Source organism: Aequorivita todarodis, from assembly GCF_028561335.1.
Lineage (GTDB): Bacteria > Bacteroidota > Bacteroidia > Flavobacteriales > Flavobacteriaceae > Aequorivita > Aequorivita todarodis.
Genome location: NZ_JAQQTG010000002.1, coordinates 106,376 through 121,572 on the forward strand (window position 1 = coordinate 106,376; position 15,197 = coordinate 121,572).

Annotated in this window: 15 protein-coding genes; 14 read left to right on the forward strand and 1 reads right to left on the reverse strand. The window is 41.5% G+C overall.

From position 1 onward, the window contains the following. The first annotated feature begins 37 nt into the window (after positions 1 to 37). The 13 genes from POV26_RS00825 to POV26_RS00885 all read left to right on the forward strand — a co-directional run bounded on the left by POV26_RS00825 (position 38) and on the right by POV26_RS00885 (position 12,292). Positions 38 to 1,291: a hemolysin family protein gene (locus tag POV26_RS00825; protein ID WP_272854597.1), complete on the forward strand. Its 1,254-nt coding sequence runs from the start codon at positions 38 to 40 to the stop codon at positions 1,289 to 1,291. A 193-nt stretch (positions 1,292 to 1,484) separates the two neighbouring features. Then, entirely contained in the window at positions 1,485 to 3,599 is a 2,115-nt protein-coding gene (locus POV26_RS00830) for a peptidylprolyl isomerase (protein WP_272854598.1), read from the forward strand. Between the two features lie 165 nt (positions 3,600 to 3,764). Beyond that, the gene (locus POV26_RS00835) at positions 3,765 to 4,670 is read left to right on the forward strand and encodes a tryptophan 2,3-dioxygenase family protein (protein WP_272854599.1); all 906 of its coding nucleotides are present in this window, start codon (positions 3,765 to 3,767) and stop codon (positions 4,668 to 4,670) included. 137 nt (positions 4,671 to 4,807) lie between these two features. Continuing rightward, entirely contained in the window at positions 4,808 to 5,155 is a 348-nt protein-coding gene (locus POV26_RS00840) for a DUF488 domain-containing protein (protein WP_272854600.1), read from the forward strand. A gap of 62 nt (positions 5,156 to 5,217) precedes the next feature. Next, entirely contained in the window at positions 5,218 to 5,970 is a 753-nt protein-coding gene (locus POV26_RS00845) for a DUF481 domain-containing protein (protein WP_272854601.1), read from the forward strand. Between the two features lie 112 nt (positions 5,971 to 6,082). After that, positions 6,083 to 6,421 carry an arsenosugar biosynthesis-associated peroxidase-like protein gene (locus POV26_RS00850; RefSeq protein ID WP_045081020.1) on the forward strand — a complete coding sequence of 113 codons (339 nt, stop codon included), beginning with the start codon at positions 6,083 to 6,085 and terminating at the stop codon, positions 6,419 to 6,421. Positions 6,422 to 6,475: 54 nt separating this feature from the next. Continuing rightward, the gene (arsS, locus tag POV26_RS00855) at positions 6,476 to 7,552 is read left to right on the forward strand and encodes an arsenosugar biosynthesis radical SAM (seleno)protein ArsS (protein WP_272854602.1); all 1,077 of its coding nucleotides are present in this window, start codon (positions 6,476 to 6,478) and stop codon (positions 7,550 to 7,552) included. Between the two features lie 24 nt (positions 7,553 to 7,576). After that, positions 7,577 to 8,077, forward strand: coding sequence for a rhodanese-like domain-containing protein (locus POV26_RS00860; RefSeq protein ID WP_272854603.1), 501 nt, complete (start codon positions 7,577 to 7,579; stop codon positions 8,075 to 8,077). Positions 8,078 to 8,138: 61 nt separating this feature from the next. Beyond that, complete coding sequence (locus tag POV26_RS00865) at positions 8,139 to 8,831, forward strand: TIGR04282 family arsenosugar biosynthesis glycosyltransferase (protein ID WP_272854604.1); 693 nt, start codon at positions 8,139 to 8,141, stop codon at positions 8,829 to 8,831. 2 nt (positions 8,832 to 8,833) lie between these two features. Next, positions 8,834 to 9,652, forward strand: a complete 819-nt coding sequence (locus tag POV26_RS00870; RefSeq protein WP_419179997.1) for a purine-nucleoside phosphorylase — start codon at positions 8,834 to 8,836, stop codon at positions 9,650 to 9,652. A gap of 43 nt (positions 9,653 to 9,695) precedes the next feature. Continuing rightward, positions 9,696 to 10,592, forward strand: a complete 897-nt coding sequence (locus POV26_RS00875) for a sterol desaturase family protein (protein WP_272854605.1) — start codon at positions 9,696 to 9,698, stop codon at positions 10,590 to 10,592. Positions 10,593 to 10,618: 26 nt separating this feature from the next. After that, entirely contained in the window at positions 10,619 to 11,422 is an 804-nt protein-coding gene (locus tag POV26_RS00880; protein ID WP_272854606.1) for a DUF547 domain-containing protein, read from the forward strand. Positions 11,423 to 11,542: 120 nt separating this feature from the next. Continuing rightward, complete coding sequence (locus POV26_RS00885; protein WP_272854607.1) at positions 11,543 to 12,292, forward strand: TIGR04283 family arsenosugar biosynthesis glycosyltransferase; 750 nt, start codon at positions 11,543 to 11,545, stop codon at positions 12,290 to 12,292. Positions 12,293 to 12,337: 45 nt separating this feature from the next. Here the strand turns inward: POV26_RS00885 and POV26_RS00890 are convergent, their stop codons facing one another. Next, positions 12,338 to 13,387, reverse strand: coding sequence for a glycoside hydrolase family 113 (locus tag POV26_RS00890; RefSeq protein ID WP_272854608.1), 1,050 nt, complete (start codon positions 13,385 to 13,387; stop codon positions 12,338 to 12,340). A gap of 131 nt (positions 13,388 to 13,518) precedes the next feature. Here POV26_RS00890 and POV26_RS00895 point away from each other — a divergent pair, with 131 nt between their 5' ends. After that, a complete protein-coding gene (locus POV26_RS00895) occupies positions 13,519 to 14,826 on the forward strand; it encodes an NAD(P)/FAD-dependent oxidoreductase (protein ID WP_272854609.1) in 1,308 nt (435 codons plus the stop codon). The last annotated feature ends 371 nt before the right edge of the window (positions 14,827 to 15,197 follow it).

Consider the following 15,197-nt stretch of genomic DNA (forward strand, 5'->3'; position numbering starts at 1 on the left):
GAGAAGTGCTCATAGCTCATAGCTCAAAAACTTAAAATTGGATTACAGTATAATTATCATACTAACAATGCTCCTCCTCTCCGCCTTTTTCTCGGGGATGGAGATTGCCTATGTTTCTTCCAATAAAATCCACATCGAGATTGAAAAGAAACAAAACAACTTCCTGTCCGGAATCCTAAAAAAAATAACCAAGCGCCCTTCAAAGTTTATTGCCACCATGCTCGTGGGGAATAACATCGCTCTTGTTATCTACGGCTTTTTTATGGGCGATCTTTTAATGGAATATATCCCGCTGGCAGGTTTCAGCGGCTTGCTGGTGCAGACTATTATTTCCACGCTGGTCATTTTATTGACCGCAGAGTTCTTGCCAAAGGTATTCTTTCAGATCTACGCCAACAGTTTGGTCAAGATCTTTGCCGTTCCCGCCTACTTCTTCTACGTGCTGTTTTCCATGATTTCTGAATTTATTATTTGGATTTCAGATTTGGTGCTCAAGCTCATTTTCAAATCTGAAGGCGATACCGTGCAATTGACTTTCAGCAAACTGGAACTTGGCAATTACATTTCCGAACAGATGGAAATTGCCGAAACCAAGGAAGAAATGGATTCGGAAATACAGATTTTCCAAAACGCGCTGGATTTTTCCGAAGTGAAATCGCGCGAAGCCATGATTCCGAGAACAGAGGTTGTAGCCGTAGATATTGAAACATCGCCCAAGGAACTCGCCAAGATTTTCACCGAAACGGGCCTTTCAAAAATATTGGTTTACAACGAAAACATAGACGATATTTTAGGCTATATACATTCCTTCGAGCTTTTCAAAAAACCTGAAAACCTCAAAAAGGTATTGATGCCCGTAGTTTTTGTGCCCGAAACCATGCTCGTTAAAGATGTGCTGGGAATCCTCAGCAAAAAAAGAAAAAGCCTTGCCGTGGTTATTGACGAATACGGCGGAACCAGCGGAATTATCACCGTTGAAGATATTATTGAAGAGCTTTTTGGCGAAATTGAGGACGAGCACGACAGCATTGCGCTTATTGAAGAAGAACTTGGGGACGGCCATTTTAAATTTTCCGCCCGTTTGGAAGTAGATTACCTCAATGAAAACTACAAGCTCAATTTGGAAGAAAGTGAAAACTACGAAACCCTCGGCGGCCTAATCGTGAACCACACCGAAGAAATTCCCGAAAAAGGCGAAACCGTTGAAATTGACGAGCATATCTTCACCATCTTAGAGGTTTCCAACACAAAGATTGAACTTGTGGAACTCAAAATTATGCCCGAAGATTAGATTTTGAACATTTCCACAATTTTTTCAATTTACTTTTTTATTAATGCAGGGAAAATGGTATTTTCGCCACCTAAATAATCCAAAAAACAAATCCTCTAAAACCTTGATTAACATTAAGGGATAAAAGGAATTCACAACCAAACCCCTTTCGTCTGGCAAAACGGAGGTAAAGGGATATAAATTTGAACATCAAATGGCAATCTTAAACAGTATTAGAAAAAGAGGGATATTTCTTATCCTTATTATTGCATTGGCGCTTTTTGCCTTTATTTTAAGTGATGTGTTGACCAAAGGCAGCAGCGGCCCAAAAGGGCAGGACACTATCGCTACCATTAACGGCACAGACATTTCCAGACAAAGTTTTATGGAAGAAGTAGAAGCCACGCAGCGCAATATGGGACCAAACGGAAATACCACGCAAGCCATGAACATGGTTTGGGATCGTGAACTGCGCAAGGTTATTATGGACGAGCAGATTGAAAAAGCAGGACTTACGGTTGAGAAAGCCCAAATAGACAATGCCCTAAAAACGCAATTGGCCAACAATCCAACCTTTCTGAACGATGCAGGCCAAGTGGATGAAGGAAAAATACAGGAGTACATTGCAAGCATTAAAGCATCTTCTCCAGAAATGTATAAGCAATGGCTAAATTTTGAAGAAAACGTTGCAGACGGTGTGCTTCAAACCACCTATTATAATATGATTAAAGGCGGGCTTCGTTCCACCGTTGCCGAAGGGGAGCAAGAATATCATTTTCAGAATGACAACTTAACCTTTCAATATGTGATGGTTCCCTACAGCAAGATTGCCGATGAAGATGTAAAGGTTTCCGATGAAGAAATAAAAAAGTACATAGCGGCACATCCCAACGATTTTCAAGTGGAACCCCAAGCAGATATCCAATATGTGCTTTTCGCCGAAGAACCATCTGAGGCAGATACTGAAGAAGCAAAAGCATCAATCGCCTCTTTGTTAAATGACAAAGTTGAGTTTAACCAAGATACCAAAGCGAACGATACCATCGCTGGCTTTAGAAATACAAAAAATTACGAAGAATACGTAAACGCGAATTCCGATGTTCCCTATTATGACCATTGGCTGTTTAAAAAAGACCTTCCGCCCTCCGTTGCGGATACGCTTATCAATTTGAACAAGGGCGATATTTATGGCCCATATAAAGTTGACAATGCCCTTTATCTTTCCAAAGTTATGGACACCAAGAAAATGCCTGACTCAGCAGAGTCAAAACATATCCTGATCCGTTACGTTGGAACCATGCGCGCTCCTGAAACGATTACAAGAACCAAGGAAGAAGCCCAAAAATTGGCCGATAGCATTTTGAGTGTCGTGAAAAAAGACAAGTCGAAATTTGCTGAGCTTGCCGCAAAGTTTTCCGATGACAGCTCAAAGGATAACGGCGGCGACCTGGGCAATTCAACCCCCGGAAGAATGGTACCTCCTTTTGACAAGTTTATCTTCAACAACCCAACAGGTACAATTGGCCTTGTTGAAACCGATTTTGGCTATCACATAGTTGAAGTTGGCAAACAGTCCGGAGCCAAACCAGCCATTAAACTTGCAACGGTTGTAAAAAACATTGAACCTTCAGACAAAACCACAAACCAGGTATTTTCGGATGCTTCAAAATTTGAAGTTGCAGTGAAAAAAGGCGATTTTACCGAGTTGGCCAAAGCACAAAACCTTGAGTTGAAACCCGTAAACAAAATGGGCAATATGGATTCCAACATTCCCGGCATAGGCGAAAACCGAACTATAGTTAACTGGGCATTCAATGAAGACACCAAAGTTGGAGACACCAAACGTTTCAGTGTGCCAAATGGGTATGTTGTAGCACAGCTAACCCGCAAAAACCCTAAAGGTCTTATGACAGTTGAGGATGCCTCTGCAACGGTAACCCCTATTTTGCGCAACGAGAAAAAAGCTGCAAAAATAAAGGAATCCATAAAAGGGACAACCCTCGAAGAAGTTGCCGCAAGTCAAAATGTGGTGGTGCAAAACGCTACGGGAGTTACTATGGCAAATCCGCTAATAGCTTCCTCTAGCGAGCCGAAGGTTGTAGGTATGGCCTTTGGAACCAAACCGGGAGAAACAACTCCGTTGATTGACGGCAAAAATGGTGTTTATAAAGTAAAGGTAACCGCGTTCAATCCAGCACCAAAACTGGATTCATATGTAAACTTTGCCAACCAGATGAGCACCAAAGCGGCCCCTAGCGCACAGAGCCAAGTTTTTAACGCCCTCAAAAAGAAAGCCGATATTGAAGATAACCGTGCTAATTTCTATTAGTAGCCTTTAAATATTTTTTATGAAAAGTCTTGTTGCTGAATTCCGCAACAAGACTTTTTCTTTTAAACTCATCTGGAATATTTCAAAAAATAGAAAAATATCCCTTATTTTTAGAAACGTTTAAAAATCTCCTTTTTTAAACGCGCTTTTCAAAAAAACAAAAGAATGGAAAACAAAGAATTAATAAAAGCAATAGAAGAAAAATATAAAAGTTTGGGCGAAAACCCCGAAACCTATTTAAAAGGACTGCTTCAGGCAAAGCCCATAACGTATTGGGACTATATTCAAGTGGACACCCTCCTTTCACTCCAAAAAACACGGACCGATTTTAAGGATGAGGAAATCTTCGTGATGTACCATCAGGTTACGGAACTAACCTTAAAAATGATGATTCACGAAATAAAACAACTTTCCGAAGGCGAAAATCTTTCGGAAGAAATCTGGTTGACAAAACTGGATAGGTTAAAAAGATACACCCGAATGCTCATTACCTCCTTTGATATTATGAAAGATGGCATGGACTATGACGATTACAACACCTTCCGTTCCACGCTTACGCCTGCCAGCGGCTTTCAGAGCGCTTCCTTTCGGTATTTGGAGCTGTACTGCACTAAGTTGGAAAACTTGGTAAACGAACGAGGAAGGGAGCGCTTGCCTAAAAATCCAACACTTGACGATTATTTTGAAAACATCTATTGGAAAGATGCCGGTTACGACCGAAAAACGGGCAGGATGACCCTAACGCTACGCCAATTCATTGAAAAATACGAAGCCGACTTTAAGGCCTTGGCCAAGAAGACCCAGGGCAAGACCCTTGAAGAACGCATCGCCCAAATGGAAAATCCTTCCGAAGAATTAAAGGATAGACTAAAACAGTTTGACCATTTTTATAATGTGGCCTGGCCGATGGTACATTTGGACACTGCCCAGCACTACCTTAACAGCAAGGGTGAAAGCAAGACGGCCACGGGAGGCTCGGAATGGAAGAAATATTTGCACCCAAAATACCAACAACGCAAATTTTTCCCCGCACTTTGGTCTGCGGAAGAAATTGCAAATTGGGGGGAATGATTGTTTGGGAATCGGGATTTGTTAATTTGGGATTCGTTAATTCGGGATTTGGGTCCCGATAGCTATCGGGATGGGATTTGGAATTTGGAACCTGCCTGCCAGAGGCACGACAGGCAGGTTTGGAATTTTAAAACACTATGGATATACAAATAAAACGCATATACGAAAAACCTGCAAACCGCGACGGCACAAGGATTCTGATAGACCGCGTTTGGCCGCGCGGCGTAAGCAAGGAAGACGCAAAACTTGACGAATGGATGAAGGATATTGCTCCCTCAAAAGAACTTCGGAAATGGTTCGACCACAAAGAAGAACGTTTTGATGGGTTTTCAAAAAAATATAAAAAAGAATTAAAAGACCATTCACATTTGGTGGAACAACTGTTGGAAAAAGCCAAAGAAAAACGCCTCACCCTCCTCTATGGCGCAAAAGATGAAAAACACAACCAGGCCGTAGTCTTGAAAGAATATTTGGAAGACCAATAAATTCTTCTTTATAAAACCTTTTCAGTATTTTTAAAACCAGTAAACCATCTTTGTACTATAGAATGAAGTATTTTCTTGCGCTTTTATTTCTCAGTTTTTCATTTATTGCACAATCGCAAATCCTAAATGCCGAATCGCTTCGAAAGGTAACCGATACTTCAGGTTTTTCGGGTTCGGTAAGTCTCGGTTTTTCACTGAAACGCGATGTGAATGACTATTTCGCCTTTAGCAGCAGCACCCATCTACAATACAAAATGAACAAACATTTGGTGCTATTGAAAAACGATATAGAACTGAAAAATATTGAAGGCAACAAATTTGAAAACGCGGGGATAACCCACGTTCGGTACAACTACAAATTTCATCCCCGAATAGCTTGGGAAGTCTTCGCACAGGCCCAATACAACAAGGTTTCAAAAATTGATTTCCGAGGTCTGGTAGGAATGGGGCCGCGTTTTAAATTGACTACTTCAGAAAATTACAAATTCTATTTGGGCACCCACATTATGTACGAGCAGGAAGAACTCAGCGATGGCGTTACCCCCCTGCAACGCGATTTTAGGAGCACTTCCTATCTTTCCTTCAGTCTGTACCCAACGGAAACCATCAGTTTTGTAAGCACAACCTATTACCAACCAAAACTTAAGGATTTTGGCGATTATCGCCTTTCAAACCAGACCTCATTGCTCATAGACTTCTTTAAAAATTTCGCCTTTAAAACCAGCTATACTTTTATTTACGACGAAACCCCAGCCGTGGGAATCCCGAATTCCCAGTACAATCTGGAAAGCGGCTTTGTTTATTCTTTTGACTAATTTGTTAAACTTTCGTAAGTGTGGCCTTTTTTGAAAGACTACTTCCCTATATTTACCCTAAGTGAAAAAACCAAAATCACTAAAATTCCGTAACTATTACTAAACCGCAATTATGGCCACAAACAATTACTACGACCCAGCCGACCTTAAAAAATTTGGAAAAATATCAGAATGGAGCCAAGAACTCGGCGATAAATTTTTTGAATATTACGGAAAAGTTTTTGAGGAAGGCGCCCTTTCCGCCCGTGAAAAATCGCTTATCGCCCTTGCCGTGGCACACACCGAAATGTGCCCATATTGCATTGACGCCTACTCGCAGGACGGCCTGCAGCGCGGCATAACCAAAGAAGAAATGATGGAAGCCGTACACGTGGGGGCAGCCATTAAAGGCGGTGCTACCCTAGTCCATGGCGTTATGATGATGAATAAAGTAAACAAATTGGAAATGTAGGCACGCCATTCATCGCGCGCACGGAAAAAACATACGAATATTCAGAAAAAATTTATGCTGAAAGAAAAAAAGAAAAAGCAACAATCCCTCCATAAACGCCATAGCGAACTTGCCATGGCGAACAAACAACTCGAAAAACTCTCCAACGGTATTTTTGCCAACGGGGAGCTCCCTACGTTTTCCGAAAAAATAAAGCAGACGGACCAATTTCCGTTGCGCCCCAACAAGCTTGAGATTCTCCAAATTAACGTGGGCTATATGTGCAATCAGGTTTGCGAACACTGCCACGTGGACGCCGGTCCGGACCGAAAGGAAATTATGACGCGCGAAACCATGTTGCAATGCTTGGAGGTAATTAAAAACACCGGCGCCCACACCTTGGACCTAACTGGCGGCGCCCCGGAAATGAACCCGAATTTTCGCTGGTTCGTAGAAGAGGCCAGCAAAGCCGGAATTCAGGATTTTATCGTGCGCAGTAATTTGACAATCATTCGCGCCAACAAAAAATATTACGACCTGCCCGAATTTTTTAAGAAACACAACGTGCACGTGGTGAGCAGCATGCCGCACTGGACCCGTGGCAAAACTGACAAACAAAGAGGCGAAGGCGTTTTTGACCTTTCCATCAAAGCCTTGCAGGAATTGAACGCGGTAGGTTACGGCATGCCGGACAGCACCCTGCGGCTGGATTTGGTGTATAACCCCAGCGGCGCCTTCCTTCCGGGCGACCAGGCCAGTATGGAAAAGGATTTTAAGAAAGCATTGCTTGAGGATTTCGGGATACATTTCCACAATCTTTTTGCTATTACCAATCTACCGATTTCAAGGTTTTTGGATTATTTGATTGCATCGGAAAACTATGAGGATTATATGTATTCCCTGGTCGAAGCATACAATCCTGCAGCGGTAAAAAACGTGATGTGCCGCAATACCATTTCGATAAGTTGGGATGGGTTTTTGTACGATTGCGATTTCAACCAAATGCTGGAATTGAAGGTGGCAAGCAAGATTCAACACGTTTCGGAATACAACGAGGATGTTTTAAACGATAGAAAAATAATTATTTCGCAGCACTGCTATGGTTGTACGGCGGGCGCCGGGAGCAGCTGCCAAGGCGCCGTGGCGGAGTAAAGGATCGATTGTAAATATGCTTCCATGAAACAATTTTCACTTCTTACATTGCTGTTTCTAATGGCAACGAGCAGCTTCGCCCAAAAAAACGTGGACGAATTGCTCGAAGCCTACAATACCCGCAGTGTACCGTACATTTCAGTGGAAGAATTGCGAATGTTCCAAATGAACGATGCCGTTACAATTCTGGACGCCCGCGAACCTGCGGAATTTGTGGTAAGCCATATTAAATCTGCAATAAATGTGGGTTACAACGACTTTACTTCCGAAGAAAAACAACTTCAAAATCTAAACAAGAATATTCCCGTAGTCGTTTATTGTTCGGTGGGAATCCGTTCAGAAAAGATTGGCGAAAAATTAAAAAAAGCAGGATTTACGAAGGTTAAAAATCTCTACGGTGGTATCTTTGAGTGGAAAAACAAGGGCTACCCCGTCTTCGATTCCGCGGGAAAGGAAACTGAAAATGTACACGCCTTTTCCAAGCATTGGAGCCAGTATTTGACCGCGGGAAACCCTGTTTATTGAACCAGTAAAGTAAACCTGTCAAGTTTCAAAAACCTGACGGGTTTGGAAAAACCGTATTAAAATGCCGTTATTAACATCCAACAACACCAGTAGCGACAACGAAATGGCTCGCGATTTCTACTTCCCTACCTCCAAAAAAGCGCTGATTATATTTACCCGAAACCCCGAATTGGGCAAAGTGAAAACCCGGCTCGCCAAAACCGTGGGCGATGAAAGTGCTTTGGAAATCTATAAATTTCTGCTGAAGCACACCGTAGCAATTACCAAAAATTTAAACGTTGATAAATACGTGTTTTATTCCGAAAATATCCACCGCGATGATATTTGGAATCCTGAAATTTTCAGAAAAAAACTGCAAACCGGCACCGATTTAGGCGAAAAGATGCAAAATGCTTTTTCAGAATTATTCGATATGGGCTACGAAAAAGTTCTCATTGTGGGAAGCGATATTTTTGAACTGAACCAAAATGATATAGAAAACGCCTTCGAAGTTTTACAGACAACCGAAACGGTAATAGGCCCTGCCACCGATGGCGGCTATTATTTATTGGGAATAAAGGAGTTGAACGTTGCAATATTTCAAAACAAAAATTGGGGCACGGGCACGGTTTTGGAAGAAACGCTGGCCGATTTAAGGCAAAAGAAATACGTTTTATTGGAAGAGCGGAATGATGTGGATTATTTTGAAGACATTAAAGAGATTGATGCTTTTCAGCAATTTTTACCTCCTTATTTAGACAAAAACTTTTTATAAAAATGAGCATTTTAAAATACATTGAAGAAGCCGCAGATTTTCTAAAACAGCGCGGTTTCGATACACCCGAAGTTGGAATTATCCTTGGCACGGGCCTCGGAAAATTAATTGAAAAAGTGGCAATTGAAGCCGAGGTAAGCTACAACCACATTCCCAATTTTCCCACCGCCACCGTGGAATTCCACAAAGGAAAATTGATTTACGGCACTTTGGAAGGAAAAAAAGTAGTGTTGATGCAGGGCCGATTTCACGTTTATGAAGGCTATTCGCTGCGCGACGTTACCTTTCCCGTGCGCGTAATGTACCTTTTGGGAATCAAACATTTGCTGGTGAGCAACGCATCGGGAGCTATAAACCTCAACTTCAAAAAAGGCGAAATAATGCTGATTGACGACCATATCAATCTCCAAGGCGACTCGCCCCTCGCCTTCCGCGGCGTTGAGAAAATGGGCGAACGTTTTGTGGATATGAGCGCGCCGTACAATGTTGAAATGAACCAAAAAATGGAGCAGATAGCTTCCGAGAAAAATATAAAATTGCACAAAGGTGTGTATGCCAGCGTGGTTGGGCCACAATTGGAAACCCGCGCGGAATACCGCTATTTGAAAATTATAGGTGCCGATGCCGTGGGAATGAGCACCGTGCCAGAGGTTATCGTAGCCAATCATTTGGGCCTACGCGTTTCTGCCGTTTCAATCCTTACCGATGAATGCGACCCCGACAACTTGCAACCCGTGGATATTGAAGAAATAATCGCAATGGCGGCAAAAGCGGAACCGGATATGATTACTTTGTTTACGGAGTTGATGAAACGGTTGTAGATTGCATTCCAGCCCTGACAACAAGTCTATCCCAGAAATATAAATGGAAAAATACCTAAACATATTCAAGGATTCGTATCACGGCTATTTCAACTATCTGTGGAATGAAATAACCCATTTCCATTGGGAAAACTATTTCTATGGATTGATACTCGTTTCTCTGATAGTCTGGGTTTTGGAACTGCTCTTTCCGTGGCGGAAGAACCAAAAAGTTTTTCGAAAAGACTTTTGGTTGGACACTTTTTATATGTTCTTCAATTTTTTTCTGTTGAATTTAATCGTGCTCATTTTCCTCTCAAATGCCACGGCTGAATTGTTCAACGATCTTTTGGGAATGGTTGGATTGAAGCTTTTGGATTTTCAACTTCTCGATTTGGATGCGCTTCCTTTCGGGTTGGGACTTTTGATTTTCTTTCTCGTTACCGATTTTGTGCAATGGAACACGCATCGCCTGCTGCACTACTCCCCTTTTCTGTGGAATTTTCACAAATTGCACCATTCGGTAAAAGAGATGGGGTTTGCCGCGCATCTTCGGTACCATTGGATGGAACCAGTGGTTTACAAATCTATCCTTTACATTCCGCTCGCCATCATTGGAGGTTTTAATGTGGAATCGGTTGCAATTGTCCATTTCTCGGCACTCGCAATCGGGCATTTAAACCACGCCAATTTGGGTTGGGACTACGGGTTTTTAAAATATATTTTCAACAATCCAAAGATGCACATTTGGCATCACGCTAAAGTTTTGCCAAAACACGCACAATACGGTGTTAATTTCGGGATCAGTTTAAGTGTGTGGGATTATCTTTTTAAGACAGATCACATTCCGCACGACGGCCGTGACATTGCCCTGGGCTTTGATGGCGATGAAAATTTTCCTTCAAAATTCATCTCGCAGGAATTATATCCCATTAAAACCAAACGTCGAAATAGTTCGTAACTATTTTAAAATAAAACCAAAAAAAAATGAAAACCGCATTTAATCTCGCCACCGTATTCTTTCTCGCGTTCTTTTTGCAAAGTTGCAATCTGCTTTCGGCCGCGGGCGTTAGCAGCCAAGGCCAGCCTACAAAGGAAGTGAAAAACGGACTTACCTCGACCACAGCAAATTCTTCAGTAAATGTAGATCATTCGCAATGGGACAAATTGCTGAAAAAATATGTGGACGACGAAGGAATGGTAAATTATAAAGGCTTTAAAAAGGACGAAGCCAAGCTAAATGAATATCTGCAAATGCTTTCGGAAAAAAACCCGACTGATGATTGGAGCGTGCAGGAATTGCTGGCGTATTACATCAACCTTTACAATGCGGCGACCGTAAAATTGATCGTGGAAAACTATCCTGTAAAAAGCATAAAAGACATTGACGGTGCCTGGACCAAAGGCCGTGTGGCAGTGGGCGATAAAATGCTATCCCTCGGCGGAATTGAAAACGGAATCCTTCGGAAAATGAACGAGCCGCGTATCCATTTCGCTATCAATTGTGCTTCCATTTCGTGTCCAAAACTTTTGGATGAGGCTTACACCGCTGCAAAAATCAACGAACAATTGGAACGCGCCACCGGAGTATTCATCAACAGCGACAAAAACGAAATTTCAGCCAGCAACCCAAAGGTTTCCTCTATTTTCGACTGGTATGCCAAGGATTATAAAGTGAATGGAAAACAGGATGTTATCGGATTTATCAATAAATATTCAAATACGAAGATAAATCCCGGGGCGACTTTGAGCTACAAGAATTATAACTGGGAATTGAACGAACAAAAATAAGTAGTCAGTTTTCAGTAGCAGTAAACAGTATTTTTAGGCATAAATCAATTGCGAGTCTAATCATAACATTATATTTGAAACGGTTCGATTTACTTCGAAACTGAAACCTGAAACCAAATAATGCTTTCCATCATCATCCCAGTTTTAAACGAGGCCGAAACCATTACGGAATTGTTGAATTATCTTTCGAAAAATCTTTCGGGGGAAAATGATATTGAATTGATTTTGGTCGATGGCGGCAGTAGCGATGGCACCCAAGACATCATCCTTGCTTTTAAGCCTAACAGGTTTTTAAATCCTGTTAGGTTTATAGAATTTGACAAAGGTCGCGCCAGACAAATGAACAAAGGCGCGCAAGCAGCTTCGGGCGACATACTTTACTTTCTGCATGCCGATTCCTTTCCTCCGAAAAATTTTGACAGATACATTCTTTCCGAAGTAAAAAAAGGAAATCCCGCAGGCTGTTTCCAAATGAAATTTGACAGCGACCATTGGTGGCTAAAGCTGGCCGGATGGCTTACGCAATTCCGTTGGAGAGCTTGTCGCGGTGGCGACCAAAGCCAATTTATAACCAAAGAACTCTTTGAGGAAATTGGAGGTTTCGACGAAACTTACACGATTTACGAAGACAATATTTTAATCAACGAACTCTATAAACGGAAAAAGTTTGTGGTAATCCAAAAATGCATTACCACCTCTGCGCGTCTTTACAGACAAAAAGGCGTTTGGAATCTTCAATACCACTTTTGGGTAATTTATGTGAAACGTTGGCTGGGCGCGGATGCAGACCAATTGTATGCTTATTATGTGAAATATATTAAACTTTCGGAAAAACCAATTTCACCAATAAAAAACCTTGATAAAGTCTGAAAAACCGAAAGCCCAAACCCAAAGGTCTTCAAGACTTTTGGGGTTTTAATAGCCACCGTAATTCCGTTTTACAATTAACTCTGCAGGTTTGTTCTGCGGCGTAAATTGATTGTCATCGGGGCCTCCCACTTTTTCGTTCAAAACAAACCATTTCCACAGAAAACCACCCGCAAACCAATCCTCTCCCCAAACCGATTTGTAGAGTCCTTCCAGTAAATTTGCCTGTGCCTCTAAGTTCACGGAGGTCATTTCCCTATGGCTCTTCCAAGGTTCTTTCCCGCTGAAGTTAACACTTCGGTAGCCGTATTCCGCAAAGAGGATTTTTTTGTTTTCCTTTTCTGAAAAAACTTTCAACTCCTTTTTCCATCGCTCCCAGCCTGCTATTGCCTCTTCCACTGTGGGAGTTTCGCTCTCCGAAACTGGGAAATAAGCATCCACGCCAATATAATCCAGCGCATCCCAAAACGGTACGCGCCTGTACTCGTCCCAATTGGCGGCATAGGTCAATTTTCCGTTGTAAACCTTTTTTACTTCCGCAATCAATTCGCGCCAATAATCGGGACGGTGCTCTATAAATTTTTCCAATTCGGTACCGATACAGAAAATTTCAATACTTTTTGCCTCGGTAATTTTCGCAAAATCGAGGATAAAATTTTTATAGGTTTCCTCAAGTTGGCGCCAATCTTCTTCCGAAGCCATTTCTACCAGACCCGTAAATTCGCCATTCCAAACCCAAATTTGGGGTTTCATCATTACGTGTATTTCGTTTTTGTGGAGCAATTCAACATATTGTGTTACCCCTTCGCGCGTTTCGCCAAACCATTGCCATTTTTGGTCGTAGATTATTTCGGGATGGCTTAAACTTCTTATAAAACCGAAAGGCATTACCGTAACATAATTGGCGTTTACTTCCTTTAAAAATGCTATGTTTTTGGTGGCAAGTGAATCGGGAGCGGCCACAAGGCTCAGGCCGTTTATTTTGGAAACGGTCAAATTTTGAAATATTTTTTCTTCGGAAGAATTTTTCTTTTGGGCGCACCCGCTTATAATGGCAAAAAGAAGCATACCGTGCACAAAGCGATGAAGCAATATCATTTTGAAAATATTAAAAGCTGAATTTAAGGCTTTATTTCAGAAATTAGGGAAATATTAATACCCGATTTGAATCCGTCCCATTTGTAATTGCGTAAATTTATAAACGACTGAAGAAACCAATTACCAAAAGTATGGAGCACATCGTCATTATAGGCAACGGAATTGCAGGTGTAACGGCCGCTCGGCACATTCGTAAACTTTCCGAAAAAAAAATAACCATTATTTCTGCTGAAGCCGATCATTTTTTTTCCCGCACTGCCTTGATGTACGTTTATATGGGCCATATGCGTTGGCGTGATATTGAACCTTATGAACATTGGTTTTGGGAAAAGAACAGGCTGGAACTTAAAAAAGCCTATGTTGAAACGGTTGATACCAACAACAAAACACTTCATTTTAAAGAGGGCGGATCAATCACTTATGACAAACTTATAATCGCAACAGGTTCCACCACCAATACTTTTGGGTGGGAAGGTTTGGAACTGAACGGCGTGCAAGGTTTGGTTTCGAAACAGGATTTGGAAAACCTTGAAAAAAACGCTCCAAACAACAAAGACTGCCCCCGAGCGGTAATCGTCGGCGGCGGATTGATAGGTGTTGAAATGGCTGAAATGCTCCGAACCCGAAAGATTGAAGTAACAATGCTCGTCCGTGAGTCTGCCTTTTGGGAAGGCACCCTTCCAAAACCAGAGGCAGAAATGATTTCACGTCACATTATTTCTCACGGCGTCGATCTTCGTCATAATGCTGAACTCGATAAAATTTTAGGCGATGATAAAGGAAATGTCCGTGCCATTGTAACCAAAGAGGGCGAGGAAATTCCGTGTTGTGTGGTTGGAATTACCACGGGCGTTAAACCGCAGATTTCCTTTCTTCAACATTCAAAAATTGAAACCGATAAAGGTGTTTTGGTAAACCGAAAACTGGAAACAAATATTGAAGACGTTTATGCCATTGGCGATTGTGCACAGCAACGCGAACCCATCGGCAACCGCCCACCAATAGAGGCGGTTTGGTACACCGGACGGATGATGGGCGAGGCTTTGGCGCAGACCATCTGCGGAAAACCTTTTGAATACAATCCCGGTAACTGGTTTAACAGCGCCAAGTTTTTTGATATTGAATACCAAACCTACGGCTGGGTTTTCTCAGAAAGTAAACGGAAGGATTACGAAGCCCAATTCCACTGGAAATGTGCGAGCGACCTTCGATGCGTAACGATTTCATATAATAAAAACTCCAATGAATTTCTGGGTATAAATACTTTCGGAATACGGATGAAACACGAAGTTTTTGACAGATGGCTGAACGAAAAACGAAGTGTGGATTATGTAATTGAAAATCTGAAACAGGCCAATTTTGACCCTGAATTTTATAAAAAATATGAAAAAGAGATTTTGAAGGAATATGAGATTTTTACCAATATAGTAACGTCTTAAAACCTCACAGGTCTCAAAGACCTGTGAGGTTTAATTTCCATTTACCCATGCAGTACGAACCATTAAAGTCTGAACAATACTATCATATTTTCAACCGTGGAAACAACCGGGAAGATATTTTTTTGGAGGAAAAAAATTATTATTTCTTAAATCTAATGAAAAAGTATGTCGTTCCCATTGCAGATGTTTTGGCTTATTGCTTACTTAAAAATCATTTTCATTTATTTATCAGAACGAAACAAGTTGATGATGAGCATCTTATTTCAAAGAAATTTTCAGACTTCTTCAATGCCTATGCGAAAGCAATAAATAAACAAACAATACAATAGAAGCGGAAGTTTATTCAAGGATAGATTTTCCAGAAAAATCAT

Bases quoted from the DNA above. Each gene is read 5' to 3' on its own strand.
- POV26_RS00830 (WP_272854598.1), top strand. From the start codon at position 1,485: ATGGCAATCTTAAACAGTATTAGAAAAAGAGGGATATTTCTTATCCTT.
- POV26_RS00835 (WP_272854599.1), top strand. From the start codon at position 3,765: ATGGAAAACAAAGAATTAATAAAAGCAATAGAAGAAAAATATAAAAGT.
- POV26_RS00840 (WP_272854600.1), top strand. From the start codon at position 4,808: ATGGATATACAAATAAAACGCATATACGAAAAACCTGCAAACCGCGAC.
- POV26_RS00845 (WP_272854601.1), top strand. From the start codon at position 5,218: ATGAAGTATTTTCTTGCGCTTTTATTTCTCAGTTTTTCATTTATTGCA.
- POV26_RS00850 (WP_045081020.1), top strand. From the start codon at position 6,083: ATGGCCACAAACAATTACTACGACCCAGCCGACCTTAAAAAATTTGGA.
- arsS (WP_272854602.1), top strand. From the start codon at position 6,476: ATGCTGAAAGAAAAAAAGAAAAAGCAACAATCCCTCCATAAACGCCAT.
- POV26_RS00860 (WP_272854603.1), top strand. From the start codon at position 7,577: ATGAAACAATTTTCACTTCTTACATTGCTGTTTCTAATGGCAACGAGC.
- POV26_RS00865 (WP_272854604.1), top strand. From the start codon at position 8,139: ATGCCGTTATTAACATCCAACAACACCAGTAGCGACAACGAAATGGCT.
- POV26_RS00870 (WP_419179997.1), top strand. From the start codon at position 8,834: ATGAGCATTTTAAAATACATTGAAGAAGCCGCAGATTTTCTAAAACAG.
- POV26_RS00875 (WP_272854605.1), top strand. From the start codon at position 9,696: ATGGAAAAATACCTAAACATATTCAAGGATTCGTATCACGGCTATTTC.
- POV26_RS00880 (WP_272854606.1), top strand. From the start codon at position 10,619: ATGAAAACCGCATTTAATCTCGCCACCGTATTCTTTCTCGCGTTCTTT.
- POV26_RS00885 (WP_272854607.1), top strand. From the start codon at position 11,543: ATGCTTTCCATCATCATCCCAGTTTTAAACGAGGCCGAAACCATTACG.
- POV26_RS00890 (WP_272854608.1), bottom strand. From the start codon at position 13,387: ATGATATTGCTTCATCGCTTTGTGCACGGTATGCTTCTTTTTGCCATT.
- POV26_RS00895 (WP_272854609.1), top strand. From the start codon at position 13,519: ATGGAGCACATCGTCATTATAGGCAACGGAATTGCAGGTGTAACGGCC.